This is a genomic window from Streptomyces sp. NBC_00239 (genome assembly GCF_036194065.1).
Lineage (GTDB): Bacteria > Actinomycetota > Actinomycetes > Streptomycetales > Streptomycetaceae > Streptomyces.
This window is the reverse complement of record NZ_CP108097.1, coordinates 166,227-179,707: the sequence shown is the minus strand read 5'-3', so window position 1 is coordinate 179,707 and position 13,481 is coordinate 166,227. Positions and strand designations below refer to the sequence as shown.

13 protein-coding genes are annotated in these 13,481 nt (G+C 72.8%); 4 read left to right on the top strand and 9 right to left on the bottom strand.

The genetic code is table 11. The annotated features are described in order from the left end of the window. Nucleotides 1-150 precede the first annotated feature (150 nt). The gene (locus OG764_RS40085; RefSeq protein ID WP_328973771.1) at nucleotides 151-1,464 is read left to right on the top strand and encodes an MFS transporter; all 1,314 of its coding nucleotides are present in this window, start codon (nucleotides 151-153) and stop codon (nucleotides 1,462-1,464) included. A gap of 73 nt (nucleotides 1,465-1,537) precedes the next feature. Here the strand turns inward: OG764_RS40085 and OG764_RS40080 are convergent, their stop codons facing one another. From OG764_RS40080 to OG764_RS40070, 3 genes are all read right to left on the bottom strand, one after another. Next, nucleotides 1,538-2,095 carry a carboxymuconolactone decarboxylase family protein gene (locus tag OG764_RS40080; protein WP_328973770.1) on the bottom strand — a complete coding sequence of 186 codons (558 nt, stop codon included), beginning with the start codon at nucleotides 2,093-2,095 and terminating at the stop codon, nucleotides 1,538-1,540. Between the two features lie 57 nt (nucleotides 2,096-2,152). Further along, nucleotides 2,153-3,163: a hypothetical protein gene (locus tag OG764_RS40075; RefSeq protein ID WP_328973769.1), complete on the bottom strand. Its 1,011-nt coding sequence runs from the start codon at nucleotides 3,161-3,163 to the stop codon at nucleotides 2,153-2,155. A 144-nt stretch (nucleotides 3,164-3,307) separates the two neighbouring features. Beyond that, complete coding sequence (locus OG764_RS40070; RefSeq protein WP_328973768.1) at nucleotides 3,308-4,582, bottom strand: NADP-dependent oxidoreductase; 1,275 nt, start codon at nucleotides 4,580-4,582, stop codon at nucleotides 3,308-3,310. A gap of 132 nt (nucleotides 4,583-4,714) precedes the next feature. On the opposite strand from OG764_RS40070, the gene OG764_RS40065 reads away from it, so the two are divergent. Continuing rightward, nucleotides 4,715-5,230, top strand: coding sequence for a hypothetical protein (locus OG764_RS40065; RefSeq protein WP_328973875.1), 516 nt, complete (start codon nucleotides 4,715-4,717; stop codon nucleotides 5,228-5,230). A gap of 37 nt (nucleotides 5,231-5,267) precedes the next feature. On the opposite strand, the gene OG764_RS40060 is transcribed toward OG764_RS40065, so the two are convergent. From OG764_RS40060 to OG764_RS40050, 3 genes are read right to left on the bottom strand one after another with little or no spacing between them, the layout of a single operon-like run. After that, complete coding sequence (locus OG764_RS40060) at nucleotides 5,268-6,110, bottom strand: NAD(P)H-binding protein (protein ID WP_328973767.1); 843 nt, start codon at nucleotides 6,108-6,110, stop codon at nucleotides 5,268-5,270. Between the two features lie 7 nt (nucleotides 6,111-6,117). Continuing rightward, nucleotides 6,118-7,344, bottom strand: coding sequence for a cytochrome P450 family protein (locus OG764_RS40055; protein ID WP_328973766.1), 1,227 nt, complete (start codon nucleotides 7,342-7,344; stop codon nucleotides 6,118-6,120). Between the two features lie 31 nt (nucleotides 7,345-7,375). Continuing rightward, nucleotides 7,376-8,071 carry a ScbR family autoregulator-binding transcription factor gene (locus OG764_RS40050; RefSeq protein WP_328973765.1) on the bottom strand — a complete coding sequence of 232 codons (696 nt, stop codon included), beginning with the start codon at nucleotides 8,069-8,071 and terminating at the stop codon, nucleotides 7,376-7,378. Between the two features lie 588 nt (nucleotides 8,072-8,659). On the opposite strand from OG764_RS40050, the gene OG764_RS40045 reads away from it, so the two are divergent. Further along, entirely contained in the window at nucleotides 8,660-9,694 is a 1,035-nt protein-coding gene (locus OG764_RS40045; protein WP_328973764.1) for a ScbA/BarX family gamma-butyrolactone biosynthesis protein, read from the top strand. Nucleotides 9,695-10,063: 369 nt separating this feature from the next. Next, nucleotides 10,064-10,714, top strand: coding sequence for a ScbR family autoregulator-binding transcription factor (locus OG764_RS40040; protein ID WP_328973763.1), 651 nt, complete (start codon nucleotides 10,064-10,066; stop codon nucleotides 10,712-10,714). Between the two features lie 572 nt (nucleotides 10,715-11,286). Here the strand turns inward: OG764_RS40040 and OG764_RS40035 are convergent. The 3 genes from OG764_RS40035 to OG764_RS40025 form a co-directional block, all read right to left on the bottom strand. Further along, on the bottom strand, nucleotides 11,287-11,646 hold the full coding sequence (locus tag OG764_RS40035) for a hypothetical protein (protein ID WP_328973762.1): 360 nt from the start codon (nucleotides 11,644-11,646) through the stop codon (nucleotides 11,287-11,289). A 272-nt stretch (nucleotides 11,647-11,918) separates the two neighbouring features. Further along, nucleotides 11,919-12,239 carry an acyl-CoA carboxylase subunit epsilon gene (locus OG764_RS40030; RefSeq protein ID WP_328973761.1) on the bottom strand — a complete coding sequence of 107 codons (321 nt, stop codon included), beginning with the start codon at nucleotides 12,237-12,239 and terminating at the stop codon, nucleotides 11,919-11,921. Between the two features lie 314 nt (nucleotides 12,240-12,553). Next, the gene (locus OG764_RS40025; RefSeq protein ID WP_328973760.1) at nucleotides 12,554-13,387 is read right to left on the bottom strand and encodes a 4'-phosphopantetheinyl transferase family protein; all 834 of its coding nucleotides are present in this window, start codon (nucleotides 13,385-13,387) and stop codon (nucleotides 12,554-12,556) included. Nucleotides 13,388-13,481: the final 94 nt, after the last annotated feature.

The window sequence follows — 13,481 nt, the reverse complement described above, 5'->3', positions numbered from 1 at the left end:
GGCGGTAGCGCCCCGATGACCATGCTGGCCGGGTCCGGCCGGTCCGCCCACTCCGTTCGTGCGCAATCTGCGCATGTTCGGAGTTGGACGGGCCCCCGGCGCCGAGCACCATGAGCCCTCGTCCTTTCGGCGCACACGCCAGGAGACTTCATGACAGCCGTCGCAACACACCCGTCCCCAGCCCCGCGGCCGAGCCGCCGCTCGGTCGCCGCGACCGTGGTGGGCAATGCCGTCGAGTCGTACGACCTGCTGGCCTTCGGCCTGTTCGCCCCCCTGTTCGCCAAGCAGTTCTTCCCCTCCTCCAACCCCGTCACCTCGCTGCTCGGGGCCTTCGCGGTGTTCGGCATCGGCGTGCTCGCCCGGCCCGTCGGCGGCATCCTCTTCGGGCGGTACGCGGACCGGCACGGCCGCCGCCCCGCCCTGCTCCTCGCCATCGTCCTGATGACCGCCGGCTCGGTCCTCATCGGCGTCTCCCCGACGTACGAGCACATCGGCATCCTCGCCCCGCTCCTCCTGGTGGTCGCCCGGATCGGCCAGGGCATATCCGCCGGCGGCGAATGGCCCACCGCGGCCGCCTACCTGATGGAGGAGGCGCCCGAGAACCGCAAGTGCCTCTACGGCGCCCTCTTCTCCGTCTCCACGGGCCTGGGCGTGCTCACCGCCTCCGCGATCGGCGGCGGACTGACCGCCGCGGTCGGCGCCGACGCGATGGCCGCCTGGGGCTGGCGGGTGCCCTTCCTCGTCGGAGGCGTCTTCGGCCTCGTCCTGATGGTCCTGCGCAACCGGCTCGCCGAGACCGCCGTCTTCCAGGAGCAGGTCCGCGGCCGCCGCAGCCGCGGCTCGCTGCGCCAGGTGATGCGCAGCCACCGCCGCCCCGTCCTGCTGTCCGTGCTCATCGTCGGCGGCATCGCCACCGTCAGCGGCGTCTGGTCCGCGGTGGTCCCGGCGATGGGCCAGCGCCTCGCCCCGCCCGGCACCATGTACGGGGTCGTGATGTGCGCGGTGGGCACCATGCTCGTGCTCAACGTGCCGCTGGGCATGCTCGCCGACAAGATCGGCGCCACCAACTTCCTCGCCGGCGTCACCGTCGTCTTCGCCGTCTTCGGCAGCTACGGCTACCTGCACATCGAGGGGACCTTCCCCAGCCTGCTGCTCGCCTACGGCAGCGGCGTCGTCTACCTCGTCTCCGTCACCAGCGTGCTGCCCAAGCTGCTCTCCGAGGTGTTCCCGCCCGAGGTCCGGGTGCTGGGCATGGGCCTGCCGCACGCGGTGACCACCGCCGTGCTCGGCGGCGTGGTCCCGGCGCTGGCGACGTTCCTGGGGGAGAAGGGCGCGTCCGGCTGGTTCGTCGCGGCGATGGTCGCCCTGGTGGTGCTGGCGGTGCCCGCCGCCTTCGCCTCGCGCGGGCACGTCGCCCGCCTGGCCCTGAACGTTCCGGAGCCCGCCCTTGCAGCCGCGAAATAGGCCGTTGCGAAGGCGAGGCCGGCCGGCACCCGAAGGTGCCGGCCGGCCTCGCCGGGCACGGCCCGTACCGGTCTCAGACGGACGGCTGCGGCTGCTTCGGCGGCAGGTAGCCGTTCGCGGCCAGGTGCGCGCCGATCTCGTCGTACACCGCCGGGTCCTCGGGCGTGATCGCGCCGAGCCCGTCGACGTACCGGTTGTACATGCAGAACGCCGCCGCGATCAGCACCGCGTCGTGGATCGACTCGTCGTCGGCGCCCGCCGCCCGGGCCGCCGCCACGTCCTCGGGACCGACCGTACGGGCGTCGCCGCGGACCTTCCCGGCGATCCGCAGCAGGGCCCGCAGCCGCTCGTCGACCGGCGCGGTCTCCAGGTCCTTCTTGACCGCCTCCACCAGGTCGTAGCCGCCCTCGTGGGTGTGCGCGGCGGCCGCCGAATGCGAACCCGTGCAGTACCGGGTGCTGTTGAGGTGCGACACGTACGCGGCGATCACCTCGCGCTCGCCCACGGTGAGCGGCGACTCGCCGCGCAGCAGCTGCTGGGCGAGCTCGTTGAGCTTGAGCCCGGAGACGGGCTTGCTGGCCATCAGGCCCCGGATGCCGGGGACTTCGGCAGGAATCTCGATGTGCGGCATGGACGTCGGTCCTCCCTCGGCGGCCGGTCGTCGGTGGGCGGCCGCCCTGCGCGGATGCTAGTTGTTGAACCAGGGCGTCGTGGTGGAATCGGTGCTGAACTGCGCGAGCATCAGGTCGGCCACCTTCTGCTGGCCGGTGTCACTGGGGTGCACGCGGTCCGACACCAGGTCCGAGCACTTCCACTCCAGGCCGTCGCTGCGCCCGGGGATGCCGCCGGCCACGCGGTCGGAGCCCAGCCCGTCGGCCCACAGGTACGGGCCCCAGGACAGCCAGGGCGCGACGCCGCCGGCGCCGTACGCGAGCGTGGAGTCCCCGTTGATCTGGTCCTCGATCAGCTTCTTGACGGCGAAGCCCTGCTGGTAGGCGCCCGCGCCGCGGACCGGGTTGTAGGTGTAGATGCGGCTGGCGACGTAGCCGACGGCAAGGTTGGAGTACTTCGCGCGGGCGTTGCGGACGATGTCGGCGAGCGCGTTGCGCAGGGTCTGCGCACCGGCCGGGAAGGCGCCGAGGTTGTCGCCGACGAACTGCTCCTTCAGCCAGACCGCCTGCACCTGCGCGGGGGTCACCCCGGCGCCGGTCAGGCGGGTGGCGAGGACGGACCAGGTGGTGTCCGACGGGTTGGCCCAAGCGTTCGCGTCCTTGCCGCCCTGCGCGCCGTCGACGAGGACGAGCTTCGGGTTCTTGCCGCCCCAGGCGTTCACGGTCTGGATGAACTTCTGGAACTCCTGGGTGGTGTTCGACATGCCGATGGAGATCAGCACGATCTTGCCGTTGACCAGGTCGACCTGTCCGGCCGCGTTGCGCGGGAGCACCTGGTTCTGCGCGAGGTTCACCCCGGCCGTGTTGTGCGCGGCGGGCCGGGTGTTGGCGCCGTTCGGGTAGAGGCCGCCCGTCACGCCCTGGTAGGTGCCGGTGCCCAGGTCGTTCAGCGGCACCAGGCCGCTGTGGTTGTACGTGCAGTCCGTGGGCGGCGCCGCGACCGACGCGGTCGGCTGGGGTACGAGGGTCAGTGCCACCGCGGTGGCGGCCGTCACCAGGACCGCGGGCATCCGTCGCCGGTCGGGCATGAGTCCTCCGTCGTACGTAGGGGAAGGTCCGGCGGCGGGGACCGGTCGGGGCCCGCGCCGCAGCGCGCGTCACGCTCGCGCGGCTTGATCCTCGTTGCGCCCGGCCCGTCCGGGCACCTTCTGGATTGCTCGGGCCGGGGCCCGCTACGACTCGCCCAGGTCGGTGCCGGGGGTGGTGCCGGGGCCCGTGCCGGGGGTGGTGCCGGGGCCCGTGCCGGGGGTGGTTGCGGGGCCCGTGCCGGGGGTGGGGTCGGTGGTGGTGCCGGGGTGGCTGCCGGGGTCGGTGAGGCGTACGAGCACGCGGCCCAGGTAGGTGCCGCGTACCAGGTCGCGCAGGGCCGCCGGGGCCGACTCCAGGCCGTCGACGACGGTGTCCTCCAGTCGGATCGCGCCGCGCGCCAGCCACTCCTCCAGGTCCGCCTCGTACCGGGCGGCGGTCGACGCGGGACAGTCCTGCACCCGGAAGCCGCGCAGGGTCAGCGACTTGGCGACGGCGAGCCCCAGATTGCGCGGGCCGGGCGTCGGCTCGGCCGCGTACCGGCCGGTGCCGTGCTGCTCGGCGAGCATGCCGCACAGGGCGACCCGGCCGTGCGGGCGCAGGACCTCCACCGCCGCTTCGAGGTGTGCGCCGCCCACGGTGTCGAAGTACACGTCGATGCCGCCGGGCGCGGCCGCCCGCAGCCGCGCGGCGAGTTGCGCGGCGTGCCGGGGAACGCGGCGGGGGTCGTGCAGACCGGAGGCCCGGTGGTCGAAGGCGGCGTCGAAGCCCAGGACTTCCGTCAGGTGGGCGGTCTTGGCGGCCGTCCCGGCGCTGCCGATCACACGGGCCGCGCCCTTGAGGCGGGCGATCTGCCCGGCGACGCTGCCGACGGCGCCCGCCGCGCTCGAGACGTACACGGTGTCCCCGGGGCGCATGCCGGCGATGTCCAGCAGCCCGTAGTAGGCGAGCAGACCGTTGCCGAGGTAGCGGGCGGGGGCGGCCAGCGCCCGGCGGGGGACCCGCCGGAAGCGGGCCGGCGGGGCGAGGGCGTACTCCCGCCACCCGAGTTCGTGCACCACGACGTCACCGGGCCGCAGCGGGGCGTCCGGGCCGCGGCCGCGGCGGCCGTCCGGGGCGTCCGCGGGGCGGCCGTCCGTGCCGGCCGCGGGGTGGCCGTGCGGGGCCTCGTCGCCGGTGGCCAGGACCTCGCCGAGGGCGCTGCCGAAGAGCACCTTGCCGACCTCGTACCGGGTCACCGGCAGGCCGCCGGCCGCCGCCATCCGGGAGAGCACGGCCGGGCTCAGCACCATGTAGGCGTTGCGCACCAGCACTTCGCCGGGGCCCGGCGCCGGCACTGGCACCTCCACCACCGCGAAGTGCCGTTCCGCCGGCTCCCCTTGGAGCACGGCGGCCAAGTGAATCTCCCGGCCCGTGCGCACGTCCGGATCCTAGGGCCGCCCGCTCCGCCACCCGAGGGTGCGCACAGTAATAAATTGCGAACAGTGTACGGAATTCATACGGTGTACGACGCGCCGGACGGCGTGCGGCCGACGACGACGAAGGGCAAGACGATGGAGCGAGCACCGTGCCAACCCGCCGCGGCGCCGGGCCCGTTAGCCGCGTTCGCCCGCTTCGTGCTGTGCGGCGGCGGCCTCGGAGTCCTTGCCGGCGCCGCGGTCGCGGCCCTCGCCGCGCTGCTGCCCTGGGCCCTGGCCAACGCGCTCGTCACCGTCGCCACGACCGCCCTGGGCACCGTCCTGCACGCCCGCTTCACCTTCGGCGCCGGCCACCGCCCCGACCTGCGCCAGCACCTCCAGTCGGCGGGCTCGGCGGCCGGCGCCTACGCGGCCACCAGCCTGGCGGTGCTCGCCCTGCACCTGCTCCGGGACGCCCCCGGCCTCCTCACCGAACAGGCGGTCTACCTCACCGCCTCCGCCCTCGCCGGCCTCGCCCGCTTCACGGTCCTGCGCCTGTTCGTCTTCCGCCCGGCCCCGGCCTCGGCCCCGGCCGTTACAGCCCCCCAGGCCCGCCCGTCCACGGCCACCCGAGCCCCCGAACACCCCACCGCCTACCTGGCCGCGGCCTGACCCGCGGTGCGGCCCGGGAATCGGGCCACACCGTCCGTCAGAGGAAGGCGGCCCGGTGTTCGCGCACCCAGGCGCGGTAGGTGCGGGCCGGGCGTTCCTCGCCTTCGCCGGGTGCCTGTTCCACCGAGGACTTCGCCCCGGCCTGCTGGCGCTGTGCACTCTGCAGCAGAGCCTCGACGACGGGATCCGGGTAGTGGCGCGCCCAGGCCGCGCGGACCTGGTCACGGGTCAGTTCCTCGAAGCGCAGCGGCGTCCCCAGCTCCGCGGCCAGCTGAGCGGTCTGCTCCCTGGGAGACAGTGCCTCCGGGCCGGTGAGCGGGATGATCCGCCCCGCGCTGCCCGGCCCGGTCAGGGCGCGGACCGCGGCGTCGGCGATGTCGGCCGGATCGACACAGGCGTTGCGGGCCGCCCCCTGGAAGGCCCGTACCGTCCGCTCGGACTTCACCGACCGCGCCCAGGCGAGTGTGTTCGACATGAAGGCGCGTGGGCGCAGGATCGTCCACGCGAGTTCCGAGGTGCGGATCCGCTCCTCGCTCGCCCGGTGCCAGCCGGTGATCAGGTCGTCCGCACCGGGGTCGGCGACCGCCAGGGCGGACAGCTTCACCAGGCGCCTCACGCCCGCCTCCTGCGCCGCCTCGACGAGGTTCTCGTCCTGCGGCCGGAAGGGATCGCAGGTCACCACGAACAGGGCGGTCACCCCGGCCAGCAACTTCGCCAGGCCTGCCCTGTCGTTCAGATCGGCCCGCACGGCGGCGGCACCGGGCCGGATGCCGCCGGTCTTCTCCGGACTCCTGGTCAGCAGCATGCACGGATGCGCGGCGGGCAGCCGGCGGGCCACTTCGCGTCCCACCGTGCCGGTCGCACCGGTAATCGCGATCACGACGTCGTCAGCTCCCCGGGGTGCCGAGCACGACCGGCAGCGACCGGTAGCCGTTGACGATGAACGACTCCAGCGGCTCGAACGGCTGCGCCTGCGCCATTCGGGGGAAGCGCTCGAAGAGCGCGGGAAGCGCGACCGCGGCTTCCGTCCTGGCGAGCGGAGCGCCCAGGCAGTAGTGGGCGCCGTGGCCGAAGGCCAGGTTGTCGTGGCCGCCTGGGCGCTGCAGGCGGAACTCGGCCGCGTCTTCGCCGTGCTGCTCCGGGTCGAGACCCGCCGCGGCGAAGGAGACGACGATGGGATCGCCCTTGCGGATCAGGACCCCGTCCAGGTCGATGTCCTCCACGGCGAAGCGCATGGGTACGTGTGCGACGGGTCCTTGCAGCCGCAGCGTCTCGGCGATGACGGCGTCCCAGCCGACCTGCCCGGCCGTCACACGGGCCCGCTGGGCGGGATGGGTGAGGAGTGCGGCCACCGCGTTGCCGAGCAGGTTCACCGTGGTGTCGTACCCCGCGCCGATCATCATTTTGAGGGTGTCGGTGAGCTCCAGGTCCGTGAGCTGCTCGCCGGACGGATCCCTGGCCGCGATGAGGGCCGAGGTCAGGTCGTTGCGCGGGGCGGCCCGGCGCGCGGCCACCAGGGAGGTCAGCAGTGCGTGGGCCGTGGCGCGGGCCGCGCGGGCCTGGTCGAGGCCCGTGGACGTACGCAGCGTGGCGTCGATGGCACCGCACAGGTCCGGCCGGACGTCCTCGTCCACGCCGAACAGCTCGCAGATGACCTGGATGGGCAGCGGGCGGGCGAAGGATGCGATCAGGTCGACTTGCGCTCCGGCCGGCGTCGCCGCCAGGTCGCGCAACAGTTCGGCGGTGATCTCCTCGATGCGGGGCCGCAGGGCAGCGCTGCGGCGGTGGGTGAAGGCGCCCGCGATCAGCCGCCGCAGCCTCGCGTGCTCCTCGCCGTAGGCGGAGAGCATGTTGCGCGCGGCCACCCAGCGGTAGAGCCGCCAGTCTTCGGTGACATGCCCGTCGATGAAGGCGGGCCAGTGCAGGCGTGCGTCCTTGGAGACCCGGGGGTCCGTCAGCAGCTGCTTGATCTGGCGGTATCCGGTGACCGACCACGCGGTGACGCCACCCGGTAACGCGATCCGTACGGCCGGTCCCTGCCCCCTCAGCATGGCGGCTTCACCGGCGAGATCGCGTCCCGAGGCGTCAAGCGCGTACGGGCAGGCTGTTTCCATTGAGTGCACTCCGTCCCCCGACCGGTGCCGCTTACTCGGAGGGCTTCTCCGAGCCGCCCCCGGCCTGTTCCTTCTCCTCACGAAGCCGCATGGCGTCCTCGTACACCCGGATGCCGCGGTCCGGCTTGAGGTCCAGCCGGACCAGTACGGCCGGCACGGCGATGGCCGACATCAGGTAGCTGTACAGGTCCGACACCCGCTCCCGGACGTCGGCCCGGCCGTTGACGGCCTGGGACATCAGCTGTACGCCTGCGAAGGCACCCACGAACAGCTTCGCGGCGTTCAGCGTGTCGATGTGGGGCAGCAGCTCGCCGCACGCCTTCGCCTCGTCGAACAGCTCGACGGCGGTATCGGTCCATGCCTCGAAGGGCACCTTCCGGTCGATCGCGTCACGGGGTGTTCCCTGTTCCACGGTGAGCCGGACGCTGCCGCGCAGCAGCGGCTCACGCGTGAGCAGGTGGGCGAGAAGGAAGGCGCGGTCGATCGCGTCCTGGAGCTTCAGTTCCTGTCGCGGGATCTCGGGCACGGCTCCGACCTGACCGGCCAGTACGCCCTGGGCGAGTTCGTCCTTGGACGCGAAGTGGAAGTAGAGGGCGCCCTTGGTGAGCCCGGAACGCTGGAGGATCTCGGCGATCGTGGCGGCTTCGTAGCCGACCTCGTCGAACACCTCCGCCGCCGCGGTGAGGATTGCCTCCCGGGTTCGAATGGCTCGTTCTTGCCGCGCCATTCCGCACCTCCGTACGACTTCACCCGCGTGTTACAGGCTGCTGAGAAAAAACCGTCAGGTTCGTATCTTAACAGGGAGGGTGCGATGGTGTCAGTTCACACCTGGCGAACTGGTGACGAAGCGGTCCCGTGCTCGTCGTCGCCTGCGAGCTTGCGGGCGGCCTTGTGGAGGATCCGTGACCGGATGGGGAGCCGGGCGGAATGTGTCGGTGGCATGAGAATAAAACCACGCTGGCGGTTTTTGCAAGCCTTCATCCGGCGGCGGTCGAACCGCGGTCTTCCTCGCGTATGGCTGATCTTCGCCGGTTGACCGCATGGGCGCCGCGTTGCCCCCGGGGCCCGGAATCCCTGCGTCGAGGCCCCAGGCGCAAGGCAGAAGCGGAAGCTCCGGCTCTCTTTGGCGCAGGGTCCGTCGCGTTCGTACAGGTGGCGGCGGGATCCTCTCGGCGGCGGTGATCGGCCGGAATCTTGCGGGGCGCTCGAGCCCCAAACGCCTTGAAAATAAAACCGGTTAGTACGTATCTTATGGAGCGCGGGGTCCGCTCCAGGGTCCCTGACCAACCCCAACTCGGCGCGCGGAGAGGTCCCCATGCCCCTGATGACGTTCCAGAAGGCCGCCTCGTCAGCCACCTGGTCGACGGCCACGGAGACTGGTGCGGCTCGTCCGGCGGAGCTGCTTCAGCTGACCACGACCGTGCCGAGGGAGTACGTGCACCGCGCGTCCCTCGCCGAGGTCTTCCTGACCGGCGCCCGCAAGGTCGATGGCAACAACTTCGCGCTCACCGGGCAGTGGCCGCGTGCTCACACCTTCTTCACCAGCCCCGACGGCCGGCGTCACGACCCGCTGCAGGCTGCTGAAACCATTCGTCAGGTCGGGCTGTTCCTGGCGCACGCGGAGTTCGACGTGCCGCTGGGCAACCACTTCGTCATGTGGGACATGGATCTGACTGTCTATCACGACCAGTTGGCCATCGGAGGGGCTCCCAGCGACCTCGACCTGCACGCCGAGTGCACGAGTATGAACTGGAAGGGCAAGCGGCTCGCCGACTTCACCATGCGGGTCACCGTCCGCAGGGACGGCAAGGTCGCGGCCGCCGGCGGAGGCAAGTTCAGCTGCATATCCGAGGCCAGCTACCGCCGGATCCGGGGGCGGAAGATCCTCGGGGCCACTGCCCTCGCCCCGGTCGCCGAGCGGCCCCGGCTGGTCGCTCCCTCGCTGGTCGGCAGACTCTCGCCCTTCGACGTGGTGCTCGCCGCCACCGACGTGCCCGGTCGGTGGCTGGTCAGTCCCGACCCCGCGCACCCCATCCTCTTCGACCACGGCGGCGATCACCTGCCCGGCATGGTCCTGCAGGAGGCGGCGCGCCAGGCGGCCTGCGCGGTGTCCGAGCCGGACTTCTTCGCGCTGAGCTCGTCCTCCACCACTTTCCACCGGTACGCCGAACTCGACAGCCCGTGCTGGATCGACGCCGAACTCCTGCCGACGCGGCGACCGGGGGAGCTCCGGGTCCAGGTCGCTTTCCATCAGGACGGCGAGCAGGTCGCCACGGCCGTCCTGACCGGCCTCGACCCGCAGTCTTCCGCTCACCTCAATCCGGCCGTTGCGCAGGTGCGTGCCGTCTGACACCGCCTGCCGCGCGCCACGGGCGCGCGGCGCCACACGGGGCCCGGCTCCGGCACAGAACGTGCCGGAGCCGGGCCTTTTCGCATCACCACATTCGGAATCAAGGCATCCGGTTTATGGTGACCGAAAAGCGACGGGAAGATGTGACTTTTCGCAGATTGGGCGCCGTTCGGGAGCCGGTGTGCTGTTTCCTGAGACGTACGAAGTCCCGGCCGCGCGGCGGGGTGGACGGTGGGTCCAGGTGGGCTCGACTGGGGCTCCAGGGGAAGTCAGCATGATCATTTCGTCGCGGGCGCGTGTGGATGCCGCTGCGGTCGGATCGGGGCCGTCCCGTGAGCACGGCAGCACGTCGTAGCAAACGGAGCCGTCATGGCGAGACAGGAGCGCGCGCTGCGTACCCGCAGTGCGTTGATCGAGGCCGCCGCCGAGGTGTTTCACCGCGACGGGTTCGAGCAGGCCTCGCTGGCCGCGATCAGCACCCGGGCCGGGGTGAGCAACGGAGCCCTGCACTTCCACTTCGCGAGCAAGACCGACCTGGCCGCCGCCGTCGAGGCCGCCGCGGCGTTCCGGCTCGGGCGGATCACGGGGGAGTCCGGGGACTGGGCCGGGCAGGACGGCGCCGCCGTACTGCAGGAGCTCATCGACGCCAGCCACGTGCTGCTCCGGGGCCTGGACGAGGACGTCGTCCTCCGGGCCGGCTTCGCGCTCGGCTCGGCACGCCTGCGCGTCGCCGGCTCGGGCGTCGACCTGCGCGGGGACTGGCAGCGGTGGGTCCGTGTGGTGCTGGAGCGGGCCGGTGGGCTCGGGGCGCTGGCGCCGGGGGTGTCGGCGGACGACGCGGCCGCGCTGGTGGTGGCCTCCACGGTCGGCTTCGAGGTGCTGGGCGGCCACGACGCGCGCTGGCTCGCGCCCGACACCCTTGCCCGGTTCTGGGTGCTGCTGCTGCCGAGTCTGGTGGCGGCCCCCACCTGCGCGAAGCTGGTCGCCGCGGGCACGGGCGGAGCGCCCGGCCCGGCGTGACCCGGCCCGGCGTGACCCGGCCCGGCGTGACCCGGCCCTGCCGGCCGTGTGCTCCGCGGGCCGTCCCGCCGCCTCGGGCGGTACGGGCGGAGTACGGGTGTCCCACCGCTCCGACCGGTCTGCGAGCGGGCGTCGAGGCCCGGCTCTTGTGAACCCGCGGAACGGCATGTTTTGATCTTGAACGTCGATGCACGAGGACTCCCGTGGTCGCGCCTGTCCGGGTGCGATCCCGGGCCGTCCTCACCCCGTCGGCCATCCGTCGGCCACCCGGCGTCCGTCGGCCGTAGGCCCTAAAAACAGCCGACCCGGTCTGTACGGCCCGCCGTCCGGCCTGCGGTCCGGTGCACCCCCTCGCCGCAGCCGCGTCCTCTCTCCCGCGTCTCCCGCGCCGCCCGCGCCGCCCGCGTCTCCCGCGTCTCCCGCGCCGCCCGCGTCTCCCGCGTCTCCCGCGCCGCCCGCGTCTCCCGCGCCGCCCGCGTCTCCCGCGTCTCCCGCGCCGCCCGCGCCGCCCGCGTCCCCCGCGCCGCCCGCGCGGACCGCTCCGTCCCGCGGTCCGGGGCCGCCCGGGGAACTCAGACCCGGTTGTCGCGGGTGACCGTGCGGTGCCGCAGGGTCCAGGCGTTCGTCTCCGCGCAGCGGACGAGGACGTCCTCCAGGACCCGTACGTGCAGTCCCTTCTGGCCGCCGTCGGCTGCGGCCGTGGACACCAGGGCGCTGCACTTGGTCAGCACCGTGCCGTCCGGCTGCGGGCGCGCTTCGAGCATGCCGATCCAGTGCCGCTGTCCGGTGCCGGATCCGGCGGTGTGCTGCGTCTCCTCGGCGTCGAAGAGCCGCATCTGGTGGTCGTAGAACCGCTGGACCTCTGCGTACAGCGATGCGAATGCCGGGCCCGTTGCCGCGGGCCGGGTGGGGCCGAGCATCTCGATGGTCATCTGGCCTGCCCTCCTCCTCCATGGCCTGTCCCATGGATGTGGACAGCCTCTGCGCCGCCGATCGAGCCCTCTTCGAACCCTCCTCAAGCGTGTGGGCCGGGGCGGCTGTCGTGGTGGGACGAGGGGCCGGGTGCGGCCGGTGGGCGGGCGCGGGGCCGGGCACGGCGAAGCCGCCCGGGGCCGGGGTCGGCGGGCCGGGCGGCTTCGGCGTACGGGGTGTTCTTCGTCGGGTGGCCGGGTGGCGGGGGTGGCCGGGCCGGCGGGTGGTCGTCCTACGAGGCCCAGGAGCCCGGCGGGACGAACGACGGCTGGGCGCGCCGCGGCAGCCTGGACACCCGGGGCGCCGGCTGTGCGGCCCGCGCCTCGTGCTGGAGCCGGATCCGGGCGCCGAGGAGTACGGCCAGGGTCGCGACCTCCTCGGCGGTCGGGTTGCCCTTGGTGATGCGGATCGCTGCCGCGAGTGCCAGGGCGGAGGTGTCGTCGCCGACGACGCTTCCCTGCCCGTGGCCGTGGCGTGGATGCCGGGTGCCCGGTTCCGGGTCCGGGTCCGGTGTGCGCACGCTCTCCAGTGGTCTTTCCTCGACGATGCTCATGCGGGCCCTTTCGACACAGTGGCACCGGGTCCGGCCGGTGTCGGGTCGTCAGCATCGAACGGGGTGCTACAGAACGGCTCGAATTCCGCACGGGAATCCCTACAGGGTCGCTCGCGCCACAGGGCGCCGGCCGGGATCCGGGCATGCTTGTGCCTCGCTGCCCTTGCGTGGGGTGTGGGGCAGCGAGGCGACAAGAGGAGCGGCTGGCTCCCGGCGGGGGGTCCGGTCACCGGCCGCAGGACAGACTCTCCTCCCGGGAACTCGGACGAGCCTGGAGCGGAGGTGCAGTGGGTGCGGCGGTTGCGTCGCCGGCGTCAGCGTTGGTCGAGGAGGCCGGCGACCATGGTCATGAAGTTCTCGTCGAGCATCGTGGCGGCGGACGTGTCGCGGGAGGTGTTCAGGCCCGTGTCGTGGCAGGCGACGCTGATCAGGAAGCGGTCCAGCACCGGGTACGTGCCGAACGCCCACTCGCCGGGGGCCGCCGGGGTGCCGTCCGGCGCGAGCAGGCCCGCGTCGCCCGCGCTGCCGGTCGCGAAGCCGAACTCGGAGAAGCTCAGCCGCAGTCCCTGGCCGAGCGCCTTCGTGTACGCCTCCTTCAGGGTCCACAGCCGCAGCATCGCCGCGGGCTGCTCCGCCTCGGGCAGCGCCGACAGCTCGGCCTTCTCCGCGGCGGTGCACACCTGGTCCTGCAACAGCCGGAACGACAGCTTGCGGTGGGCCGGCTCGGTGTCGATGCCGATCCGGCCGGTGCGGCTGATGCCCACGGCGATCATGTCGTCGGTGTGCGTCAGGCTGACCTCGATCTGGTCGAAGCCCCGCAGGTACGGGCGGCCGCCGATCTTGTACGCGAGGTCCAGGTCGGCGGGGTCGGTGCCGAGCGCGGCCGCCGCCGTGTACTTGACGGCCAGCCGCGACGCCACGAAGCGGTAGCGGATCGTCGGGTCGGTGGTCTGCTTGTAGCGCAGCCAGTCCCGGCCGAGCAGCGGGCGCAGCGAGGGTTCCGCGAGCGCCGCGGGGAGCCACTCGCCCCACGTGGTGTACACCGAGGCGTTGCCGCGCAGGGCCATGCCCTCGCTCACCTCGTGCCAGGGACCGCCCGGCCCGGTGACGTGGACCGGAGTGGTGATGTGGTGCGCGTGGTCCGTCATCGTGCTGTCCTCCCCTGATGCTGGATGTGCGGGCCGTGCGGTACGGGGCGCGGGGGTGTGCTGACGCGGTGGTCCGGATGCCGCGCCGGCGCGC

Coding starts and splice junctions, on each gene's coding strand:
- OG764_RS40025 (WP_328973760.1), bottom strand. CDS start 13,387: ATGACGGACCACGCGCACCACATCACCACTCCGGTCCACGTCACCGGG.
- OG764_RS40040 (WP_328973763.1), top strand. CDS start 10,064: ATGGCGAGACAGGAGCGCGCGCTGCGTACCCGCAGTGCGTTGATCGAG.
- OG764_RS40080 (WP_328973770.1), bottom strand. CDS start 2,095: ATGCCGCACATCGAGATTCCTGCCGAAGTCCCCGGCATCCGGGGCCTG.
- OG764_RS40065 (WP_328973875.1), top strand. CDS start 4,715: ATGGAGCGAGCACCGTGCCAACCCGCCGCGGCGCCGGGCCCGTTAGCC.
- OG764_RS40055 (WP_328973766.1), bottom strand. CDS start 7,344: ATGGAAACAGCCTGCCCGTACGCGCTTGACGCCTCGGGACGCGATCTC.
- OG764_RS40035 (WP_328973762.1), bottom strand. CDS start 11,646: ATGACCATCGAGATGCTCGGCCCCACCCGGCCCGCGGCAACGGGCCCG.
- OG764_RS40085 (WP_328973771.1), top strand. CDS start 151: ATGACAGCCGTCGCAACACACCCGTCCCCAGCCCCGCGGCCGAGCCGC.
- OG764_RS40050 (WP_328973765.1), bottom strand. CDS start 8,071: ATGGCGCGGCAAGAACGAGCCATTCGAACCCGGGAGGCAATCCTCACC.
- OG764_RS40045 (WP_328973764.1), top strand. CDS start 8,660: ATGCCCCTGATGACGTTCCAGAAGGCCGCCTCGTCAGCCACCTGGTCG.
- OG764_RS40075 (WP_328973769.1), bottom strand. CDS start 3,163: ATGCCCGACCGGCGACGGATGCCCGCGGTCCTGGTGACGGCCGCCACC.
- OG764_RS40030 (WP_328973761.1), bottom strand. CDS start 12,239: ATGAGCATCGTCGAGGAAAGACCACTGGAGAGCGTGCGCACACCGGAC.